Genomic DNA, 14,499 nt, shown 5'->3' with positions numbered 1-14,499 from the left:
CCGCCCAGCGGTGAAATCTACGCTCACGAGGCGACCCGGAAACGAGGAATGCATGGGAATCCAGAGAATCGAATCGGCCACCTACAGCATCGACGACCTCGGCGAATGCATCCGCTTCTTCGACGACTTCGGGCTGTTCCTGGTGGAGCGGACCGACGAGCACGCCGTGTTCGAGACCCGCACCGGGCAGACCCTCCACCTGGACACCGACCCCGGCCCGCTGCTGCCGCCCGCGGTGGAGAACGGCCCCACCCTGCGCGAGGTCGTGTGGGGCGTCGACACCCCGCAGGAACTGGACCGGCTGGTGGCCGCGGCCGGCAAGGACCGTGAGGTCCGCGAGAGCGCCGACGGCGTCCACCACACCGTCGACGAGTCGGGCTTCGGCGTCGGCCTGACCCTGGCCCGGCCCCGGCCGGCGCCGGTCACCCCCCGCCCCGCCAACGCGCTGGGCAGCGTCGAGCGCTGGAACAGCGCCCTGGGGCCGATCGAGCGGGTCCGCCCGCTGCGCATGTGCCATGTCGCGCTGAACATCCGCAAGGAGGGCCGGCAGGAGGCCGTCGCCTTCTACACCGACCGCCTCGGCTTCCGGCCCACCGACGTCGTCGAACCCATGGGCGTCTTCATGCAGGCCCCCGGCGACGACGACCAGCACACCATGCTGCTGTGCCACCGCCCCGACCGGGCCGGCGTCAACCACATCGCCTACGAGGTGCCCGGCTTCGACGACGTCATCGAGGGCGGCAACCACATGATCGACAAGGGGTGGCGAGAAGCCCGCCGACTGGGCCGGCACACCGTCGGCTCCAACGTCTTCCGCTTCGTCCATGCCCCGTGCGGCGGCCGAGTCGAGTACGCCGCCGACATGGACCGGGTCGACGACGGCTACGAGACCCGCCACCACGAGACCACCCCGCCCCACCACATCTGGGCCCTGCGCACCAACCGCGACAACGAAGCCTCTTGAGAGGGCACCCACCCATGACCACCGACCACGGCTACCCCGCCGTCCGCATGTACACAGCGGGCGAGTGGTGCCAGGGCGGAACCGGCACCACCGCCCCGATCGTGAACCCGGCCACCGAGGACGTGATCGGAGAAGTACCGCTCGCGACCACCGCCGACCTGGACCGCGCGCTCGCCGCCGCCGAAGAGGGCTTCCGCGTCTGGCGCGCCACGCCCGTCGCGCGGCGCACCGCGATCCTGCACGCCGCCGCCGACCTGATCACCGAGCGCGCCGCCGAGATCGGCCGGATCAGCACCCAGGAGCAGGGCAAGCCGCTCGCGGAGTCGACCGGCGAGGCCCGCCGTACCGCCGAGACCCTGCGCTGGCACGCCGACGACGCCCGCCGCGCCTACGGCCGCATCATCCCCTCGGCGCCCGGCACCGTGCTGACCGTACGGCGCGAGCCCATCGGTCCGGTCGCCGCCTTCGTGCCGTGGAACTTCCCGGTGGGCGGCCCCAACCGGAAGATCTCCTCGGCGCTGTCGGCCGGCTGCTCGATCGTCATCAAGGGCTCGGAGGAGACCCCGGCGACGGCCATGGAACTGGTCCGCTGCTACGCCGACGCCGGCCTGCCCGCCGGTGTCCTCAACCTCGTGTTCGGCGAGCCCGCCGAGGTCTCCGCCCACCTCATCGCCTCCCCGGTCACCCGCCTGGTCGCCTTCACCGGCTCGGTCCCCGTCGGCAAGCTCCTCGCAGCCGAGTCCGGAAAGGTCATGAAGCCCTCCCTGATGGAGCTGGGCGGCCACGCCCCGGTGATCGTCTGCGCCGACGCCGACCCCGTCCGGGCCGCCCGCAGGGCCGCCCGGGCGAAGTTCGCCAACGCCGGTCAGGTCTGCACCTCGCCGAGCCGCTTCCTGGTCCACGAGAGCCTCGTCGAGGAGTTCACCGCCGAGTTCGTGAAGGCCGCCGAGGAGGTGGTCGTGGGCGACGGACTCGCCGAGGACACGACGATGGGACCCCTTGCCAACGAGCGCCGGCTGAAGTCGATGGAGCGCCTCACCGCCGACGCCGTCGCCCGCGGTGCCAAGCTGCTCACCGGTGGCACCCGGCTCGACCGCCCCGGCTACTTCTTCGCGCCGACCGTCCTGACCGACGTACCCGAGGACGCGGAACTCCTCCACGAGGAGCCGTTCGGGCCGCTCGCGCCCATCGTGCCCTTCACCGACCTCGACGAGGCGCTCGCACAGGCGAACGCGCTGCCCTACGGCCTCGCCGCCTACGGCTTCACCCGGTCCGCCGCCACCGCCGAGAAGCTCTCCGAGGAGCTGGAGGCCGGCATCCTCTCCCTCAACCACTGCGGCGGCTCCGTCCACGAGGCGCCGTCCGGCGGGGTGAAGGACAGCGGCTACGGCCGGGAGGGCGGGCCCGAGGCACTGGACGCCTACCTGGTCACCAAGCGCGTCTCCCACCTGCTGGCGCCATGAGGTACGCGCGAGTCTCGGTCGGTGGCCGCGCGGTGTGGGGCCGGGTGGGGGAGCAGGACGTCGAACTGCTCTCCGGCTCCCCGCTGGACGGCGACCCCGACACCCTCGGCACGGTACCCGTCGCCGAAGCGCACTGGCTGCCGCCCGTCGTCCCGTCCGTCTTCTACGCCGTCGGCTTCAACTACCCGCGGCACATCGCGCACGCGGGCGCCGCGACCCCCGACCGTCCCGAGATCGGCTACCGGGCCAACAACGCGCTGACCGGGCACCTTTCGCCCGTCGTCAAGCCGCGCGGGGTCGAGGGCCGCTTCGAGGCCGAGCCCGAACTCGTCGCCGTCATCGGCCGCACACTGCGGCACGCGACGTACGACGAGGCCCGCACGTCCGTCTTCGGCTGGACGATCGGCAACGACATCAGCGCCCGCGGCTGGCAGCACGCCGACCGCACGTTCTGGCGCAGCAAGAACAGCGACACGTTCAAACCGATGGGTCCCTGGATCGAGACCGGCGTCGACGCGCTCGCCCAGACCACGACGCTACGGGTCAACGGCGAGGTCCGGTCCCGGTTCCCCACCGGCGACATGGTGTTCGACCCCTTCGACTACCTGGTCGAGATGACCAAGCACGTCACCGTCCAGCCCGGCGACGTGCTCTGGATGGGCGCCGAGTCGACCTGCCAGCTGGAGCCGGGCGACACCGTGGACGTCGAGATCAGCGGCATCGGCGTGCTCTCCAACTCCGTACAACTCGAAGGGAACCAGCAATGAGTGCGGCACCCCGCTACATCCACCATGTCAACTTCCCCACCACCGACCCCGACCGGACCGCCGAGTGGTACACCAAGGTCTTCGGGATGAAGCGGATCATGCCCAAGTCCAACACCCGTGTGGTGCTGATGACCCGGGGCAACTTCGATCTGCACTTCACACCGGTCGAGGAGATGGAGCGCATGGCGCCCTATCACTTCGCCGTCGAGGTCGACGACTGGGACGACTTCCTGGCGCACCTGAAGGAGCTGGGCATCCGGCACACCCGCCCGATCCAGCGCCCCGAGAACCAGTCGAAGTTCTGCTACATCCACGACCCCGACCACACCATGATCGAGCTCGTGTACCACGCCAAGCGCCCCAACTGAGCCTGTCTGCACGGGAGTTCACTCACATGCCTATTGCCGACTCCGACGGCACCTCCATCTACTACGAGCGCCACGGCAGCGGTCCGGCGATCCTGTTCGTGCACGGCAGCGGCGGCCACCACGCCGCCTGGTGGCAGCAAGTGGCCGCGCTGCGCGACGAGTTCACCGTCATCACCATCGACCTGCGCGGCTTCGGCAAGTCCGACTCCGCCATGCTGGAGTTCGACGGCCAGGACTTCCCCGGCGACGTCGTGGCCGTCCTGGACCAGGAGGACCTCACCGACGTCATGCTCGTCGGCCAGTCCATCGGTTCCGTCGCCGCCCTGCGCGCAGCCCTGCTCCGCCCCGAGCGGGTCTCCTCCGTCGTCCTCGGCCACTCCCTCGGCGGCATCAGCCACCCCGAGCTCAAGGAGCTGGCCGCCGCCGACCGCGCCGAGGCCGTCAAACTGCCCGTCATCGACCGCCTGCTGACCAAGCCGTTCCAGCGGGAGCGCGCCGACCTCACCTTCCTGTTCCAGCAGATGGGCACGTTCAACGTCGCCAGGATGCAGGACCTGCGCAACCTCGACACCGACGGGCCCTCCCTGGACGACATCCAGGCCTCCGGCGTCACGGTCGCCTTCCTCGCCGGCGAGAAGGACGCGGTGCTCGGCGTGAAGACCGTGACCCGCGCCCACGAACTGCTGCCCGGCTCGCACCTGGAGATCGTCGAGGGCGCCCCGCACTCCATGTACTGGGAGACACCCGGCGCCTACAACGCGGCCGTCGCCCGTCTGCGCCGCACCCTGACCGCACAGAAGGACATCGCATGAGCACCCTCACCCTGGACGCGGCCGAGGAGATCATCGTCGCCGCCCACCAGCGCGCCCAGGAGATCGGCAAGGCGGTGAGCGTCGCCGTGGTGGACGCGGGCGGCTTCCCGATCGCCATCCGACGCCCCGACGGCGCCCGCCCGCTCACCCCGGACATCGCCCGCGCCAAGGCCTACACCGCGGCGATCATGCAGCGCCCCGGCACGATGCTGAAGAAGTGGCAGGAGAGCCAGCCCGTCTTCTTCTCCCAGCTCTCCCAGCTCCCCGGCGCCGCCATGCCGATCATGGCCACCGAGGGCAGCGTCACCATCAAGAAGGACGGCGAGATCATCGGCGGTCTCGGTATCGCCGGCGGCACCGCCGACGAGGACCAGCGGATCGCCGAGGACGTCCTGCGATCCCTGGGCTACGAGCTGGAGTTCGCGGCGTGGGGCGTCACGGGCGGAAGGGACTGACACCATGGCCGACACTTTCAACTACCGCATCGACCACCACGGCAGCCTGGTCCGCCCCACCGACCTCGACGCGATCGGCGCGGAGCAGGCGGTCCAGGACGCGGTGGTCCTCCAGCGCAGACTGCGCTCCACGGTCGTCACCGACGGCGACTTCCCCCGGGAGGACTTCCGCAGCGCTGTCCTTGACGGAGTGTCAGGAATCCGTCGTACGAACGAGACGGGCCCCGGCGGTCTGGTCCGCTGGGTCGCGGAGTCCCTGCCCAAGGCGGACGGCCCACTGGTCGCGGACTGGGCCGCCAGGCTCGCCGAACTGACGGTGATCGCCCCCAAGGTGTCGCTGCCGTCCCCGGCGTACCTCGCCGCCACGACGTACCGGCCGGACCTCGGCGTCGCCTCCGCACGCGCGCTGGGCGAGGCGTTCGCGGAGATCGTCCAGGCGGAGATCGCGCTGCTCGTGTCGAAGGGCGTGCGCCTGATCCAGCTCGACAACCCGCTTCTGCTGGACGCCGACCCGGGTTCGCTGTCCTTCGAGGACGCGGTGGCGATCGACGCACTCGCGGTCCGGCTCGACGAGCGGCCGGAAGGCGTCCGGATCGGTGTCTGCCCCGGCTGGACGGCCCCCGCCGAGGTGGACCGGGCCCGCGTCGAGCGGCTCTACGCCGGGATCCCGGCCGACCGCTGGATCCTCCCCTTCGACCAGGGCACCGAGGCCGAACTCGACCTGGTCAGGGCGCTCCCGGAGGACCGCGACGTCTGCCTGGGCGTGGTGGACGCGACGACGCCCGAACTGGAGGACCTCGACACGGTCCTGGCCCGCATCGACGCGGCGGGCGAACTGAAGGACCTGGAGGACGCGGCCCTGTCCCCGTCGAGGGGCTTCGCGGACGTGGCGAGCAGGCCGCTGCTGAATGCGGAGGAGCAGCGTAGGAAGCTGGTATTGGTTGAGACTCTCGCCCGGTACGTATGGGGCAACGAGTTCTAGAACGCGCTTAGGGGCGCGGGGAACTGCGCGACAAGCCACAGTCGACCCGCGCCCCGAAACGGACACAAGCCAGGCAGACGCTAAAGCACTTCGGCAAAGGTCACGGAACGATCCGTGAGCGCCGGCCACACCGTCTCCACGATCAACTCCCGGAAGTGCCCGGCAGCCTTGTGCGCCTCGAACCCGTCCTGGTCGGCGTACTGCTCGTACAGCAGGAACCCGCCCTCCACGGCATGCACCTCGTAGGCCAGATTCGCCGGCTCCGCACGCGTCCGCTCCCGCACCTCCAACAGCGCGGCCCGTACCGCGCCTTCGTCGGCGGGAGCGCAGTGATAGCGGGCGATGACTGCATAGGCCATCTTGTTCCTCCTGATCGCTGGTTCGGCCCGCCGATTCCAGCATGAATCCCCTGATGAGCGGCTCGCGCGGAGCGCAAGCAATGTCTGCCGCCCCGGGACTGGTCCCCTTCTCCCTCGGTGAGGTGTGGTGAGCCGTATGCGTACTCTCGAAACCCTCTCCGGCGGGGAGTGGGTGACGACCGGCGAGTGGATCGACGTCCACGACCCGGCCGACGTCCGTGCCCCGATCGCCCGTGTCCCCGCCCTCACCGCCAAGGACGTCACCCGCCTCTACGACCACGCCGAGCGCGCCTTCGCCGTCTGGAAGCGCACCAGCCCCTTCGAGCGGGCGCGGATCCTCACCGACGCGGCCCGGCTGATCCGCGAGCGGGCCGCCGAGATCGCCGCCGACGTCACCGCCGAGAACGGCAAGACCCTGGCCGAGGCGACCGGCGAGACCCTCAAGGCCGCCGACTTCCTCGACTACTACGCGGGCCTGGCCCGCCAGGGCTACGGCACCCTCCTGCACGACGTACGCCCGAACCACCGCACCCACACCCAGCGCGAACCCCTCGGCACGATCCTCGTGATCAGCCCCTGGAACGACCCGCTGATCACCCCGGCCCGCAAGCTCGCCCCGCTGCTCGCCGCCGGCAACACGGCCGTGTTCAAGCCGGCCACCGAGACCCCGCTCTCCGGCCTGCGCTTCGCCCGCGCCCTGCACGACGCCGGTCTGCCGCCCGGCGTCCTGAACGTCGTCACCGGGCGCACCGCGGAGATCGAGGAGACCCTCCTCGACGACCCTCGGATCACCGGCATCACCTTCACCGGCTCCAACGCCGTGGGCAACCGCATCCGCCGCCGCCTCGCCGACCGCAACGTCCGCTTCCAGGGCGAACTCGGCGGCAAGAACGCGTCCGTGGTCCTGCGGGACGCCGAACTCCCCGCCGCCGCCAAGGCCGTCGTGGCCGCCTCCTTCGGCCAGGCCGGACAGCGCTGCACCGCCACCAGCCGGGTCCTCGTCGAGCAGCCGGTGTACGAGGAGTTCGCCCGGCTGCTGGTCCTGGAGGTCGAGGCGCTCAAGGTCGGCCCCGGCACCGACCCGGCGACGACCCTGTGCCCGCTGTCGAGCCCCAAGCAGCGCGACAGCGTGCTCGCCGACGTGGCGCGGGCCGTCGAACAGGGCGCCGTCGTCCTCACCGGCGGCAGGGCCGACACCGAGGGCGACCACGAACACGGCTGCTACGTACAGCCGACCGTCCTCGCCGACGTCAGCCCCGAGACGGCGATCTGGCGCGAGGAGGTCTTCGGCCCGGTTCTCGTCGTCCGCGCGGTCGGCGGCTTCACCGAGGCCGTCGACGCGGTCAACGACTCCGACTTCGGCCTCGCGGCCGCGGTCTTCACTCAGGATCTGAGCAAGGCCCACCGCTTCGCCGACGAGGCGGAGTGCGGTCAGATCGCCGTGAACACGACCACCACCGGCTGGGACGTCCACCTGCCCTTCGGCGGCTTCCGCGACTCCGGTACGGCCTACAAGGAGCAGGGCGACGAGGTGCTCCGCTTCTCCACCCGCGTCAAGACGGTGGCCGTCAACATCGGCGCCCCGGAGCGGGCCCGTGGCTGACGAGACCGTCGGCATCGTCGGCGCCGGCATCGTGGGCCTGGCCACCGGTCGGGACATCGCCCTGCGCCGCCCCGGGACCCGTGTCGTGGTGCTGGAGAAGGAACAGGACGTCGCCGTCCACCAGACCGGCCACAACTCGGGCGTCGTGCACGCCGGTATCTACTACGCGCCGGGCAGTCTCAAGGCCGACCTGTGCGTACGGGGCGTGTCGATGCTCCGGGAGTACTGCCAGGAACGCTCCTTGCCGTACGAGGAGATCGGCAAGCTCGTCATGGCCGTGCGCGAGGACGAGCTCGGCCGTATGGACAGCCTCTACCAGCGGGCGAAGAACAATCACGTGCCCGATCTGCGCAGGGTCTCCCGGGAGGAGATCAGGGAGATCGAGCCGCACGCCGGCGGCATCGCGGCCCTGCACTCCCCGCGCACCGCGATCACCGACTACAAGGCGATCGCCCGGGAGTTCGCGGCGGACATCGAGGCCTCCGGCGGCGAGGTGCGACGCGGCTTCCCCGTCACCTCGATCACCGACGTGCCGGGCGGCATCGAGGTGGCCTCCGGTCAGGAAAGGATCCGGGTGGACCGGCTGATCCTGTGCGCGGGCCTCCAGTCGGACGCCGTGGCCAAGCTCGCCCGGGACAGACCGGAACCGAGGATCATCCCGTTCCGCGGCGAGTACATGCTCCTCAGGCGGGACCGTACGCATCTCGTCCGCGGCCTCGTCTACCCGGTCCCCGACCCGCGCTACCCCTTCCTCGGCGTGCACTTCACCCCGCGCGTCGACGGCTCGGTGGAGGTCGGCCCCAACGCCGTCCTGGCGCTGGCCAGGGAGGGCTACACCCTGGGCACGATCTCCCCGAAGGACCTCCTGGGCATCGCGGCCTACCCGGGCACCTGGCGGATGGCCGCCCAGCACTGGCGCACCGGCGTCAAGGAGTACCGCGGCGCCCTGTCCGCGGCCGCCTTCATGAAGGACGCGGGGCGGTACGTCCCCGGCGTCGGCGTCAAGGACGTCGTGCGCGGCGGAGCGGGCGTACGCGCCCAGGCACTGGACCGCGACGGCACCCTCGTCGACGACTTCCGTATCCACCGGGCCGGCCGGATCACCGCCGTACGCAACGCGCCCTCGCCCGCCGCCACGGCCTCCATGGCGATCGCGGAGCACATCGTCGACGCCGTCTTCGGTGACACCTCCGCAACCTGAAGATGCCCTGCTGACAGGGCACTTCGGCGCAACAAGTGCTTGCGCTCCCAGGGGCTCCGCAAGGCCTCCGAACCCGCCTAGCGTTCCCACCGCAGCACAGCGTCACCCCCTCCTTCCAAGAGAAAGAGCCGAACGATGTTCGTTGTCGACACGCAGATCCACATCTGGCTGGAAGAGTCCGCGGACCGTCCCTGGGTCCCCGGCGCCCGGGAGCGCATCCGCCTCAACGGCCACCGCGAGGACCCCTTCTCCTACGAGGAGGCCCTGGAGCTGATGGACGAGGCCGGCGTCAACCGTGCGCTGATCCTGCCGCCGTCCTGGGAGGGCGACCGCATCGACTACGCCCTCGAGGCCTGCGAGGCGCACCCCGACCGCTTCGGCATCATGGCCCGCATCCCCCAGAACAAGCCCGAAGAGGGCAAGGCGATGCTGAAGGACTTCGCGCAGAACCCGCATGTGAAGGGCACGCGCCTGACCTTCCACCGGCCGCAGGACCGCAACTGGATGATCGACGGCACCAACGACTGGTACTGGCCGATCGCCGAGGAGCTGCGCGTTCCGACCATGGTCCACGCCCCCATCTGGAAGCGGGAGCTGGGCGAGATAGCCGCCAGGCACCCCGAGTTGAAGATCATCATCGACCACATGGGCATCATGGCCCGCTGCGTGGACGACGCGATCGGCTACTGGGTCGCGGAGACCGCCGACCTGGCCGCCCACCCCAACATCTACGTCAAGGTCTCCGCCCTCCCCGGCTACTCGACGCAGCCCTTCCCGAACAACAACATCCAGAAGTACGTGCGCGAGATGGTCGACAGGATGGGACCGCAGCGCTGCTTCTACGGCACCGACATCACCCGGCTGCTCGGGCACGGCATCACCTACACCGACACGATCGAGCAGTTCACCAAGCACTGGGACTTCACGCCCGAGGAGCTTGAATGGATCATGGGCCGCGGTATCTCCGAGGTCCTGAACTGGCCGATCGAGGGCTGAGGAACCACGAGAGATGAACGACACCCCCAACGCACCGGGCGCCGACGGCGGAGACGCTCTCGTGACCGCCTTCAACGCCGTCGGCGCCGACTACCTGTTCTGCTCGTCGGGGTCCGAATGGGCCCCGGTGTGGGAGTCCCTCGCCCGACGCCACCGGGACGGGCAGCCCTGTCCCCAGTACCTGGACCTGACGCACGAGACGGTGGCCGTGGGCATGGCCACCGGATACGGCCTGGTCAAGCGCCGTCCGCAGGGTGTGCTCCTGCACGCGGCGCCCGGTCTGCTCCAGGGCTCGATGGCCGTCCACGGCGCGCTCCTCGCGGGCGTCCCGATGGTGGTCAGCTCCTCCGAGTCGACCACCTACGGCGACGGCCCGGGCCAGGACCCGGGCGGCCAGTGGTACCGCAACCTGTCGATCGTGGGCGGGCCGCACCAGATCGCACAGCCCTTCACCAAGTGGTCCAACGAGGCCGCCAGCGTCCACACCCTGCCCACCATGGTGGCTCGGGCGGCGGAGCTGGCATGGCGGGCCCCGGCGGGACCGGCGTACCTGAACATCCCGCTGGAGATCCTGCTGGAGGAGTGGGACGGCCGCGAGGCCAAGCCCCTCGTGGCGCCCGGCTCCACACACAGCTCGCCCGAAGAGGTCGACCCGGTCGCGCAGCTGATCCGGGAGGCCCGCAACCCCGTGATCGTGACGGAGACGGCGGGCCGTGAGGCCGGCGGCTTCGAGGCCCTCGTCGCCTTCGCCGAGGCGTGGCACATCCCCGTGGTCGAGCCCGACTCGGCGGTCTGCGGCAACTTCCCGCGCACCCACCCGCTGCACGCCGGCAGTGACATCGGCCCGTGGATGGACGAGGCGGACCTGATCCTGCTCGTCAACTGCCGGGCCCCCTTCTATCCGCCCTCCCGCCGCCCCGCCGAGGCGCAGGTCGTCGTCATCGACGAGGTGCCGCAGCGACCGCACGTCGCCTACCAGGTCCTCTTCGCGGACCGGTACCTGGAGGGCAACGTCGCCAACACCCTGCGCCAACTGGCCAAGCGGGCGAAGGACATCGACGGGACGGCCCTCGAAGAGCGCCGGACGGCACAGGAGTCGCGGCACGCCGCCGAGCAGGCTGCCATCGCCGCCGCCGAGGCGAAGGCAGCCGACACCGAGGGCATCGACCCGGTGCTGGTCGCCGCGACCCTGCGCGAGCTGCTCGACGGCACGGACGCGATCGTCGTCGACGAGACCATCACGCACAGCCGGACCGTGAAGCGGCACGTCCGGACCTCCGCACCCGACTCGTACTTCTACGTGCAGGGCGGACTCGGCCAGGGCATCGCCGTCGCGCTCGGCGTCAAACTCGCCGCGCGGGAACGGCCGGTGGTGCTCACCATCGGCGACGGAGCGTTCGCCTACAACCCGGTCATCCCGTCGTACGACGCCTCCAAGGCCTACGAACTCCCGCTGCTGATCGTGGTGTTCAACAACCGTGTCTACAAGTCGATGAATCTCAACCACCGTCGCTTCTACCCCGAGGGCGCGGCCGCCGAGACGGGGGAGTGGCTCGGCACCGACCTGCACCGGCTGCCGCGACTGGCCGCGTTCGCCGAGCCGTTCGGCATGCACACCGAGACCGTCGACACGGCCGGTGCCCTGCTGCCCGCGCTGGAGCGCGCCCTCAAGGCCGTGGCCGAGGGCACCACCGCAGTCGTCGACGTCCTCGTCACCCGCTGATCCTGGAGACCCCCATGACCCACGCACCTTCCAAGGTCCTCGTCCCCGCCGAGGACCTGCGTACCTTCTCCGCCGCGCTCCTGGAGAAGGGCGGTCTGAGCCCCGAGCACGCCCTCACCACCGCCGACGTGTTCGTGTGGGCCGCGCTGCGCGGCGTCGACTCGCACGGCACCGCCCGCGTCCCGGCCTACCTGGAGCTGCTCGCCAAGGGTGTCGCCAACGCCGACCCCGACATCAGGATCGAGTCGACCACACCGGCGGCGGCCGTGGTGGACGCCGACCGCGCGCCGGGCCCGGTGGCGCTGAGCGCCGCCGCCGACGAGGCCGTACGGCGGGCCCGCACGACCGGCATCGCCTCCGTGGGCGTACGCCGGACCGTGCACACCGGCGCCATCGGCTACTACGTCTCGAAGATCGCCGAACAGGGCATGGTCGGCCTCGGGTTCGTCGCCGGCATGCCCAACATGGGCTACACCGGCGTCAAGGGCGCCGCCGTCGCGACCAGCCCCCTCGCGATCGCCGTACCGGCCGCCGAGCGCGACCCGCTGCTCCTCGACATGGCCACCGCCACCATCGCCCTCGGCAAGATCCGCCAGGCGAGGGCGAGCGGCAGCCCGCTGCCCGAGGGCGCCGCGGCCACCGAGGACGGCACCCCCACCACCGACCCTGCGACGGCGGTCATGCCGCTGCCGCTGGGCGGCGCCAAGGGGTCCGGGATGTCCCTCGCGTTCGAGCTGCTGACCAGCGTGCTCGTCGGGGCGCCGATCTTCGCCGCGTTCCACTCGGACGACCCGCAGGGCCGCAAGCACCGCCAGAACGCCCTGCTCATCGCCATCGACCCGGCAGCCTTCGGGGACCCGGACGCCTTCACCGCGGCCGTCGACACCACCCTCGGCACCCTCAAGGGCCTCCCGGCCGCGGACGGCGCCGAGGGCGTGTTCTACCCGGGTGAGCGCAGTGCCTCCGTGGCTGTCCGGCGGGGCGAGCAGGGCGTGCCGGTCGCGCCGAAGGTGTGGCGTGAACTGACCGAGAACGCCGAGAAGCTGGGGGTCACCCCGCCGGCCGTCGCGTAGCGCGCGGCACGGGTCGCCAGCCGTTCGGGGGGACGGCCGGCGACCTTCGCGTTCTCATCCGACGGCGTCCCGCAGATGGCGGGCGATCAGCGCGTACGTCTCCCGCGCCTTCACGTCGTCCTTGCCGTCGTAGCCGTGGTCGGCTCCGGCCACGTCGTGGTGCCCGGCCAGCGCGCCCGCGGTCCGCAGCCGGTCGGCGTAGCTCTGGGCCTCGGCCTTGAGGATGTCGTACTCGGCCGTGACGATCAGCGCCGGGGCGATGCCTTTCAGATCGGCGGTGTCCGACGGGTGCGCGGGGGAGGCGAGCCGGTCGCGGCGCAGCCGTACGTCCGGGATGTACGAGGTGTCGAAGACGTCACCCATCCAGGGCCGCAGCATGGGCCTGGCGATGGCCGCCCGCTTGCCCCGGATGCCGGTCGCCAGGTCGAGCGGCGGGTAGTGCAGGACCTGCAGGGCGATCTCCGGCCCGGCCTCCTCCAGCGCCTGCCGGGCCACGGCCGCCGCGAGCCCGCCGCCGGCGCTCTGCCCGCCCACGGTGAGCCGGCCGCCGTCCCAGCCCTGCTCGGCACCGTGCTCGGCGACCCAGCGGACGACCTCGTAGGCCTGTCGGGGCGGCGCCGGGAACGGGTGCTGCGGGGCGACCGCGTAGTCCACGTTGATCACGACCACGCCCGCCTCCGCGGCGAGGAACCGGCACAGCGGGTCATCCAGCTCGGTCAGCGTCATGACGTATCCGCCGCCGTGGAAGTTGACGTGCACGGCGGGCGCCGTGTCCTCGCTCGCGGCGGGCAGATAGACCGTGGCCCGGGCCGGGGCGACCGACGTCGGGATCGTCAGTTCCCTGACCTTGCGCGGGTGTTCGGGGAAGCGCGCGTACGACGAGAGGGCCAGGCGCCGGCCGGCCAGGCGGGTCGCTCGCTGCATCGCCTTGGCCACGAGGGGGGCGATCGAGGGTCGAGCCAAGAGGGACATACGGCCGAACTTACTTGAGTCAGGCAAGGAGAAGCTAGACCTTCGTGCGAACGCCGTCCAGGGCGATCGACATGACCCGCCTGCGCTGGGTGTCGTCGTCGAAAGCCGTCGCGGTGATGCCCGCGACCATGCGCAGCAGATCGGTGAAGTCCATGTCGGTGCGCGCCTCGCCCGCCCGCTGGGCCCGTTCGAGCAGGGGGGTGCCGGCGCCGTACATCGACTCGCGGCAGGCGGCGAAGATCTCCGTCTCGTCGTTGAGGGCCTCGCGGACGGCCCGTTTGGTGACCATGTAGTCCGCGAACCGGTCGAGCCATGCGGTCAGGGCGTCCCAGGGCTCCCGGTCGGCGACCTCCTCGGCCACCCGCACCAGGGTGTTCACCTCGTCCGCGTACACGGTCTCGAAGAGATGGCGCCGGGTGGGGAAGTTCCGGTACAGCGTGCCGATGCCGACGCCCGCCCGCCGTGCGATGTCCTCCAGCGACGCCTCCGAGCCGTGCTCCGCGAAGGCCTCGCGGGCCGCGGCCAGCAGGGCGTCGTAGTTGCGGGCGGCGTCCTTCCGGGTCGGTCGGCGGGTCGCGACGATCTCGCTGATGGGGAACGGCTGGGCGGTCACGGATGCCTCCCGGGGGCTGGAAACGAGACTGAAACGGAGGTCTGCCTCCGTTCCGAGTTGAAGCGGAGGTGTGCCTCCGCTAGAGTGGAGGCGTGCCTCCACTTTATCAGTCGGGGCGCGTCCCTGCCCTTTCCGCGACCGCTTCCCA

At 71.1% G+C, this 14,499-nt stretch carries 15 protein-coding genes; 12 read left to right on the top strand and 3 right to left on the bottom strand.

Annotated features, from left to right (window positions below):
- Positions 1-52 precede the first annotated feature (52 nt).
- From HLK59_RS07940 to HLK59_RS07910, 7 genes are read left to right on the top strand one after another with little or no spacing between them, the layout of a single operon-like run.
- The gene (locus tag HLK59_RS07940; RefSeq protein ID WP_171140552.1) at positions 53-964 is read left to right on the top strand and encodes a VOC family protein; all 912 of its coding nucleotides are present in this window, start codon (positions 53-55) and stop codon (positions 962-964) included.
- Between the two features lie 14 nt (positions 965-978).
- Entirely contained in the window at positions 979-2,427 is a 1,449-nt protein-coding gene (locus HLK59_RS07935) for an NAD-dependent succinate-semialdehyde dehydrogenase (protein ID WP_171140551.1), read from the top strand.
- On the top strand, positions 2,424-3,194 hold the full coding sequence (locus tag HLK59_RS07930; RefSeq protein WP_171140550.1) for a fumarylacetoacetate hydrolase family protein: 771 nt from the start codon (positions 2,424-2,426) through the stop codon (positions 3,192-3,194). The genes HLK59_RS07935 and HLK59_RS07930 overlap by 4 nt, the downstream gene beginning before the upstream one ends.
- A complete protein-coding gene (locus HLK59_RS07925; protein ID WP_171140549.1) occupies positions 3,191-3,562 on the top strand; it encodes a VOC family protein in 372 nt (123 codons plus the stop codon). The genes HLK59_RS07930 and HLK59_RS07925 overlap by 4 nt, the downstream gene beginning before the upstream one ends.
- Positions 3,563-3,588: 26 nt before the next feature.
- Positions 3,589-4,374, top strand: a complete 786-nt coding sequence (locus HLK59_RS07920; RefSeq protein WP_171140548.1) for an alpha/beta hydrolase — start codon at positions 3,589-3,591, stop codon at positions 4,372-4,374.
- On the top strand, positions 4,371-4,829 hold the full coding sequence (locus HLK59_RS07915) for a heme-binding protein (protein ID WP_171140547.1): 459 nt from the start codon (positions 4,371-4,373) through the stop codon (positions 4,827-4,829). The genes HLK59_RS07920 and HLK59_RS07915 overlap by 4 nt, the downstream gene beginning before the upstream one ends.
- Positions 4,830-4,833: 4 nt before the next feature.
- On the top strand, positions 4,834-5,811 hold the full coding sequence (locus tag HLK59_RS07910) for a methionine synthase II (cobalamin-independent)-like protein (RefSeq protein ID WP_171140546.1): 978 nt from the start codon (positions 4,834-4,836) through the stop codon (positions 5,809-5,811).
- An 80-nt stretch (positions 5,812-5,891) separates the two neighbouring features.
- Here the strand turns inward: HLK59_RS07910 and HLK59_RS07905 are convergent, their stop codons facing one another.
- Positions 5,892-6,170, bottom strand: coding sequence for an antibiotic biosynthesis monooxygenase (locus HLK59_RS07905; RefSeq protein WP_171140545.1), 279 nt, complete (start codon positions 6,168-6,170; stop codon positions 5,892-5,894).
- Positions 6,171-6,306: 136 nt separating this feature from the next.
- Here HLK59_RS07905 and HLK59_RS07900 point away from each other — a divergent pair, with 136 nt between their 5' ends.
- The 5 genes from HLK59_RS07900 (at position 6,307) to HLK59_RS07880 (ending at position 12,766) form a co-directional block, all read left to right on the top strand.
- Complete coding sequence (locus HLK59_RS07900; RefSeq protein WP_171140544.1) at positions 6,307-7,773, top strand: aldehyde dehydrogenase family protein; 1,467 nt, start codon at positions 6,307-6,309, stop codon at positions 7,771-7,773.
- A complete protein-coding gene (gene lhgO / locus HLK59_RS07895; RefSeq protein WP_171140543.1) occupies positions 7,766-8,974 on the top strand; it encodes an L-2-hydroxyglutarate oxidase in 1,209 nt (402 codons plus the stop codon). The genes HLK59_RS07900 and lhgO overlap by 8 nt, the downstream gene beginning before the upstream one ends.
- Positions 8,975-9,109: 135 nt before the next feature.
- Positions 9,110-9,970, top strand: coding sequence for an amidohydrolase family protein (locus tag HLK59_RS07890; RefSeq protein WP_171140542.1), 861 nt, complete (start codon positions 9,110-9,112; stop codon positions 9,968-9,970).
- A 13-nt stretch (positions 9,971-9,983) separates the two neighbouring features.
- Positions 9,984-11,693 carry a thiamine pyrophosphate-dependent enzyme gene (locus tag HLK59_RS07885; protein ID WP_171140541.1) on the top strand — a complete coding sequence of 570 codons (1,710 nt, stop codon included), beginning with the start codon at positions 9,984-9,986 and terminating at the stop codon, positions 11,691-11,693.
- A 14-nt stretch (positions 11,694-11,707) separates the two neighbouring features.
- Positions 11,708-12,766, top strand: a complete 1,059-nt coding sequence (locus HLK59_RS07880; protein ID WP_171140540.1) for an Ldh family oxidoreductase — start codon at positions 11,708-11,710, stop codon at positions 12,764-12,766.
- 54 nt (positions 12,767-12,820) lie between these two features.
- Here HLK59_RS07880 and HLK59_RS07875 read toward each other — a convergent pair whose 3' ends face one another.
- The gene (locus tag HLK59_RS07875; RefSeq protein ID WP_171140539.1) at positions 12,821-13,738 is read right to left on the bottom strand and encodes an alpha/beta hydrolase fold domain-containing protein; all 918 of its coding nucleotides are present in this window, start codon (positions 13,736-13,738) and stop codon (positions 12,821-12,823) included.
- A 34-nt stretch (positions 13,739-13,772) separates the two neighbouring features.
- Positions 13,773-14,351 carry a TetR/AcrR family transcriptional regulator gene (locus HLK59_RS07870; protein ID WP_171140538.1) on the bottom strand — a complete coding sequence of 193 codons (579 nt, stop codon included), beginning with the start codon at positions 14,349-14,351 and terminating at the stop codon, positions 13,773-13,775.
- Positions 14,352-14,499 lie beyond the last annotated feature (148 nt).

Origin of the sequence: Streptomyces sp. S3(2020) (assembly GCF_013044505.1) — a bacterium.
Lineage (GTDB): Bacteria > Actinomycetota > Actinomycetes > Streptomycetales > Streptomycetaceae > Streptomyces.
The sequence above is the reverse complement of the archived record's forward strand: the minus strand, read 5'-3'. Positions and strand labels throughout refer to the sequence as shown.

Bases quoted from the DNA above. Each gene is read 5' to 3' on its own strand.
- HLK59_RS07915 (WP_171140547.1), top strand. From the start codon at position 4,371: ATGAGCACCCTCACCCTGGACGCGGCCGAGGAGATCATCGTCGCCGCC.
- HLK59_RS07900 (WP_171140544.1), top strand. From the start codon at position 6,307: ATGCGTACTCTCGAAACCCTCTCCGGCGGGGAGTGGGTGACGACCGGC.
- HLK59_RS07890 (WP_171140542.1), top strand. From the start codon at position 9,110: ATGTTCGTTGTCGACACGCAGATCCACATCTGGCTGGAAGAGTCCGCG.
- HLK59_RS07920 (WP_171140548.1), top strand. From the start codon at position 3,589: ATGCCTATTGCCGACTCCGACGGCACCTCCATCTACTACGAGCGCCAC.
- HLK59_RS07930 (WP_171140550.1), top strand. From the start codon at position 2,424: ATGAGGTACGCGCGAGTCTCGGTCGGTGGCCGCGCGGTGTGGGGCCGG.
- HLK59_RS07875 (WP_171140539.1), bottom strand. From the start codon at position 13,738: ATGTCCCTCTTGGCTCGACCCTCGATCGCCCCCCTCGTGGCCAAGGCG.
- HLK59_RS07925 (WP_171140549.1), top strand. From the start codon at position 3,191: ATGAGTGCGGCACCCCGCTACATCCACCATGTCAACTTCCCCACCACC.
- HLK59_RS07940 (WP_171140552.1), top strand. From the start codon at position 53: ATGGGAATCCAGAGAATCGAATCGGCCACCTACAGCATCGACGACCTC.
- HLK59_RS07910 (WP_171140546.1), top strand. From the start codon at position 4,834: ATGGCCGACACTTTCAACTACCGCATCGACCACCACGGCAGCCTGGTC.
- HLK59_RS07935 (WP_171140551.1), top strand. From the start codon at position 979: ATGACCACCGACCACGGCTACCCCGCCGTCCGCATGTACACAGCGGGC.
- HLK59_RS07880 (WP_171140540.1), top strand. From the start codon at position 11,708: ATGACCCACGCACCTTCCAAGGTCCTCGTCCCCGCCGAGGACCTGCGT.
- HLK59_RS07905 (WP_171140545.1), bottom strand. From the start codon at position 6,170: ATGGCCTATGCAGTCATCGCCCGCTATCACTGCGCTCCCGCCGACGAA.
- HLK59_RS07885 (WP_171140541.1), top strand. From the start codon at position 9,984: ATGAACGACACCCCCAACGCACCGGGCGCCGACGGCGGAGACGCTCTC.